The organism is Ferrovibrio sp. (genome assembly GCF_035304305.1).
Taxonomy (GTDB): domain Bacteria; phylum Pseudomonadota; class Alphaproteobacteria; order Ferrovibrionales; family Ferrovibrionaceae; genus Ferrovibrio.
The window spans coordinates 1-4,712 of record NZ_DATGQG010000071.1; the positions used below are offsets into that span (position 1 = coordinate 1).

General features: G+C 64.6%; 4 protein-coding genes and 1 tRNA gene. All 5 read left to right on the top strand.

What is annotated here, in order from left to right; translation table 11 throughout:
* Nucleotides 1-63 precede the first annotated feature (63 nt).
* A tRNA-Val gene (locus tag VKZ87_RS08790) sits at nucleotides 64-138 on the top strand.
* 424 nt (nucleotides 139-562) lie between these two features.
* Nucleotides 563-1,705 (top strand): hypothetical protein, encoded by a 1,143-nt coding sequence (locus tag VKZ87_RS08795; RefSeq protein ID WP_324220875.1) that lies wholly within the window; start codon nucleotides 563-565, stop codon nucleotides 1,703-1,705.
* Nucleotides 1,702-2,205, top strand: a complete 504-nt coding sequence (locus VKZ87_RS08800; RefSeq protein ID WP_324220876.1) for a GNAT family protein — start codon at nucleotides 1,702-1,704, stop codon at nucleotides 2,203-2,205. Before VKZ87_RS08795 ends, VKZ87_RS08800 begins: the two co-directional genes overlap by 4 nt.
* Entirely contained in the window at nucleotides 2,205-3,593 is a 1,389-nt protein-coding gene (locus tag VKZ87_RS08805; RefSeq protein WP_324220877.1) for an MBOAT family O-acyltransferase, read from the top strand. The genes VKZ87_RS08800 and VKZ87_RS08805 overlap by 1 nt, the downstream gene beginning before the upstream one ends.
* 31 nt (nucleotides 3,594-3,624) lie before the next feature.
* Entirely contained in the window at nucleotides 3,625-4,536 is a 912-nt protein-coding gene (locus VKZ87_RS08810; protein ID WP_324220878.1) for a hypothetical protein, read from the top strand.
* Nucleotides 4,537-4,712: the final 176 nt, after the last annotated feature.

Consider the following 4,712-nt stretch of genomic DNA (forward strand, 5'->3'; position numbering starts at 1 on the left):
GGCAGCGATTAAAAGCCTGCCGTCCGCGCCACCGCAGCATCGGCCGGACCTTTGAAGTGGCACGGGCGGTTAGCTCAGCGGTAGAGCACTACCTTGACATGGTAGGGGTCACAAGTTCGATCCTTGTACCGCCCACCACTCGCATTGCCTTTCCGTGCCGGGCACGCGCCGCCAACCCCTTGATCTGTATCCGGCGGCTTCTTATGAATGTCGGAAGTTCTGGTTCGGCGTGTTCCGCCGGCATTTCGGGGGATTTTCATATGGCGCAGGCTGTTGTGGCGGATTTGCTTGATTTCCTGCGCCGACTCGACCCCTCCAATGCAGAAGACCCGATGCTGACCGCCGATGTCGACCTGATCGACGGCGGCTATATCGACAGCTTCGGAATGGTGGAACTCATCGAATTCGTCCGCAGCCGCTACGGCGTTGATCTGTCCGGCGCCGACTTCTACGAAGGCCAGATGCGCAAGGTCAGCGGCATTGCGGCCGCCATCGCAGCCCAGCCCGGTCGATGAACCGGATCCGTTCCAGCGTCCCCGTGCCCGCTCACGGGCGGGATCTCGTGCGCTATGCCGCCGCCTACATCCATCCTGCCGTGGAGCGGGTCTGGATCGAGGACGAGGCCTGGTGGGTGGAAAGTGCCGAACTGCTGCCCCAGACCCTCGTCGACGAAGGCTTTGAGCTGCTCTGCCGCCGCTTCGGCAGCGTCGAGCTGCCACCGCTGGTGCCCCGGTTCACGCTTGCCCCGCCGGCCGGTCTGACGGCACCGGCGGCCGAGATCGATCCGGCCCGGTTCCAGCCAAGCGGGCCGCCGGGTCTGTTCATCCTGCGCACGCCCTACAGCGACCTGATGCGGTTTTTCGACTGGATCACGCTGTGGCGCTTCGCCCGCGCCTTCGGCGCCCGCGATGAGCTCTATCCGAACGTCATCCCGATCGAGCAGCTCGCCCTGACGCAGCATCTGCGCGCTTTCCCCGAGCATCTCCATTTCGTCAGCCATCTGTCGGAGGATCTGCGCGTCCTCGAAAGCTTCGCCGCACGGGCGCGCGCAACCACCGGCCCGGTGCAGCCGGAAGCAGGGGAACTGGCGCCCGTGGCGCTGATGCATAATCCGTCCACCTGCTATCACTGCTATGCCGCCCGGCGCGGCGCGCAGCTTCCTGACAACGAGGCGGTGACCGCCGTGACGCGCTGCCATCGTTATGAATCGGCCAATCACAGCGATCCCGGCCGTCTGATGGAATTCACGCTGCGCGAAATCATCTTCATCGGAAGCGCGGACTACGTCCGCGAGACGCGCGAAACCTGCATGAAGATGATCGAGGACTGGGCGACGGCCTGGTCGCTCTACGGCGAACTGCTGCCGGCGAACGATCCCTTCTTTACCGATGACTACGAGGCCAAGGCGGTCCATCAGCACCGTCTGGCAATGAAATACGAATACCGCGCCGTTCTGCCCGGAACGGGCAGGACTCTGGCGGTGCTGTCGTCGAACCTGCATGCGGCGACATTCGGCAAGGCCTTCGACATCCGCGTGGGCGGCATGCGGGCGAATACCGGCTGTCTCGGTTTCGGCCTGGAGCGGCTGGCGATTGCCGTCGTCATGCAGCACGGCCTCGACCCGGCCCGCTGGCCCGAAGGCCTGCGGCGCGACTATGCGCTCTGGCAGGCCGCGGACGCCCTGCGCCCGTCCGGACAGCCATGACCGATCCCGTGTTGCGTCCGGCTGCCGTCGCGGACTGCGACCGCATCGCCGGGTGGCTAAGCGATCCCGCCATCAATGCCATGCTCTCGTCGAACCTGCGCGGCGCCGCCGTCACGGCGCAGGCGCTGGCGCTGGGCCTGCGCCGCCGTGACCAGTTCTGGATGCTGTTCGCCTTGCCGGACTCGTCCGAACCGGCCGGCCTGATCGCGCTGGACAGCATCGATACGATCGATGGCATCGCCAATCTGTGGTTTCTGCTCGGCAATCCGGCATTGTCGGGGCGCGGCCTGACATCGGCCGCCATCGACCGGTTCTGCCGCCTGAATCCGGTCGGACTGCACGTCCTGACGGCGTGGATCGTGGAAGGCAATGCCGCCTCGGCCCGCTGCATGGAAAAGGCGGGTTTTGAACCGGCAGGCCGTATCAGACAGGGTGTCAGCCTGGCAGGCGCGCGACGTGATCGCATCCTGATGCAGCGCGTGATCGGCGACCGGGTCTGATGGATCTCCTGCTTCACATTGGCGGCATCCTCGTCACCGCGGCGCTTGCCGCGCTGCTGCCGCCATGGCCGCGACGGCTGCTGCTGCTGGCCGCCGCCACCGTGCTTTACGGCGCCATCGACTGGCGCTTTCCGCTGCTGCTCTGGGCCATCATCTTGGTCACCTATGCCGCCGGCCTGTGGCTCGGCGCGAAACAGCGGAGCGCCGGAGGCATTCTGGGCTGCGTCGCGCTCGTGCTGGCTCCGCTGGCCGTCTACAAGTATCTGCCGGTCTGGCTGGGCGGGCTGGACCGCATCCTGCCGGTCTCCGGTCTGGATTTTGGCGGCTATGGATCCGTCCTGGTTCCCGTCGGCCTCTCCTTCTACAGTTTCGCCTGCTGCGGTTACCTGATCGATGTGCACCGGCGCACCGTTCCGCCCGAGCGGCATCTGGCGCGGCTCGCGCTCTTTGCCTCTTTCTATCCCGTGCTGCTGTCGGGGCCGATCGAGCGATATGCGTCCCTGTCGAAGCCGCTCTGGGAGGGCCGCCGCCCCAGTCCGGACATGGTGATGGACGGATTGCTGCTGATCGCCTGGGGCCTGTTCCTGAAGGAAGTGCTGGGCGATCGTCTCGGCGGCGTGGTCGATGCGGCCTACACACAATATGCCACTGCCGGCTGGCGCGGCGCGCTGACGGGCTTTCTGTGCTTCGCGCTCCAGCTGCTGGCTGATTTCGGCGGTTATTCCCTGATCGCCGTCGGTGCCGGCAAGCTGTTCGGGCTTGAGTTGATCCGCAACTTCCGCCAGCCCTATTTCGCCGAGACGCTCCCGGATTTCTGGCAGCGCTGGCATATCTCGCTGACCCGCTGGATCGGCGATTACGTCTATCGCCCCACCGGAATGATGATGGTCCGCCTCACGCGCTGGGGCCGCTGGCGGAAGGAAGCCGTGGCAGCCTACGTGACCTGGATCACGATGGGCCTGTGGCACGGCGCTGAGGCGACCTTTGTCGTGTTCGGCGCCGTTCAGGCCAGCCTGCTGCTGGCTTGGAAGGCCTTGCCGAATCCGCCCGCAACGCGACACCCGCTTCGCCGCGGCGGCGCAATGCTGGTCACATTCGCCATTGTGGTGATCACCTTCGGCATTATCCGCGCATCGAGCCTTGAACAGTACGGCGCCATGCTGGGCGCGCTGCTTACCCTTGAACCCGGCCGCCTGAATGCGGACGTCTCCCGGACCGCAATTCTCGTATCCGTACTCATGATCGCCGTCGAAGCCATAGCTCGCTTCAGGCCGCAGGCTCAGATCAACTCTGTCTGGCTGCGGGCCGCCCTGATCTTCCTTCTGGTGCTCGCCGCCGTAGTGCTGGGAACCGATGATGCCCGCAATTTCGTCTACTTCCGCTTCTGAAAGGCGGCCGGCCACCCGGCGGCAGGTAGCGGTGGCACTCACCGTAATTGCGCTGGCACTGATTGCCGCAGACCGCATCTACGGCCTTGTATTCGATTACGCCTTCGCGCGTTCTTCGTTCAACGTCGCGGCGCAGGTGGAAAGAGCCGATCCTCATACGCTGGTTATTGGCGCTTCCGGCGGCAAATATGCGCTCGATCCGGCCGTACTCGGCGAGGGCAGCTACAATGCCGCGCAGAATGGCCAGAGCGGCTATTATGTTGCCGCCCTGCTTAACGCGCTGCCCACCGGCAGCAATCTGTCACGCGTGATCTACGCCTTTGATCCCGACGACGTGGCGAGCGGCCTGCGCGGGAGCAATGTCAAGCATCTGGCCCGCTTCGCGCCCTGGAGCCGTCAGGATCCACAGCTTCGCGGATGGCTGACGCGCGGCCGCCTGATCGAATCGGTGAAGCTTTATTCACATATCTACCGCTACCGCGGCATCGCTGCTGCGGTCATACGCGGATGGCGCAAGCCGGCCTGGGACAACACAGGGTATCAGCCCCTGACCGGCATCATGCCCGCGCGGCCGCTGCCCGACCGTCCCTCCCGGCCCGCGCTTCGCCCCCCGGACGATGGCATTGCCCTGCTGCATGCGATCGCGGCTGCGGTCCGCCGCCATAACGTACAGCTGGTTGTGCTGTCGGCGCCGATGCATGGTTATGACCGGACGGTCAGAACGAATCTCGCGCCGCTTTACGAGGCGATGCGGGAGGCCTTCAGCGGCTTGGATTTCTGCGACCTTACGACGGTCCGCGATCCCCGCCTGGATCACATCCATTCGGCGCATACGTACTATTTCGACGGTGCGCATGCGAATGCCGAGGGGGCCCAGGCCTTCTCGGCGGTCATCCGCGATTTGATGACAGGGCATTGCGGCACGGCGAACCACCACAACTAGAATGGCTGGTTGCACAACTCATCCTAAAACACTCTATTCACGGGAAATCCGTTCAGTAATAATTAAGCATACGGGTGGACAGTCCTGGGTGGGGTCGGGATTGTTTGGAGGGGGTTTTGAGGCATGTCAGTCGAAACCGCGATTCCAGTCGGAACCGTTTTCGTTGAACGCTCGCG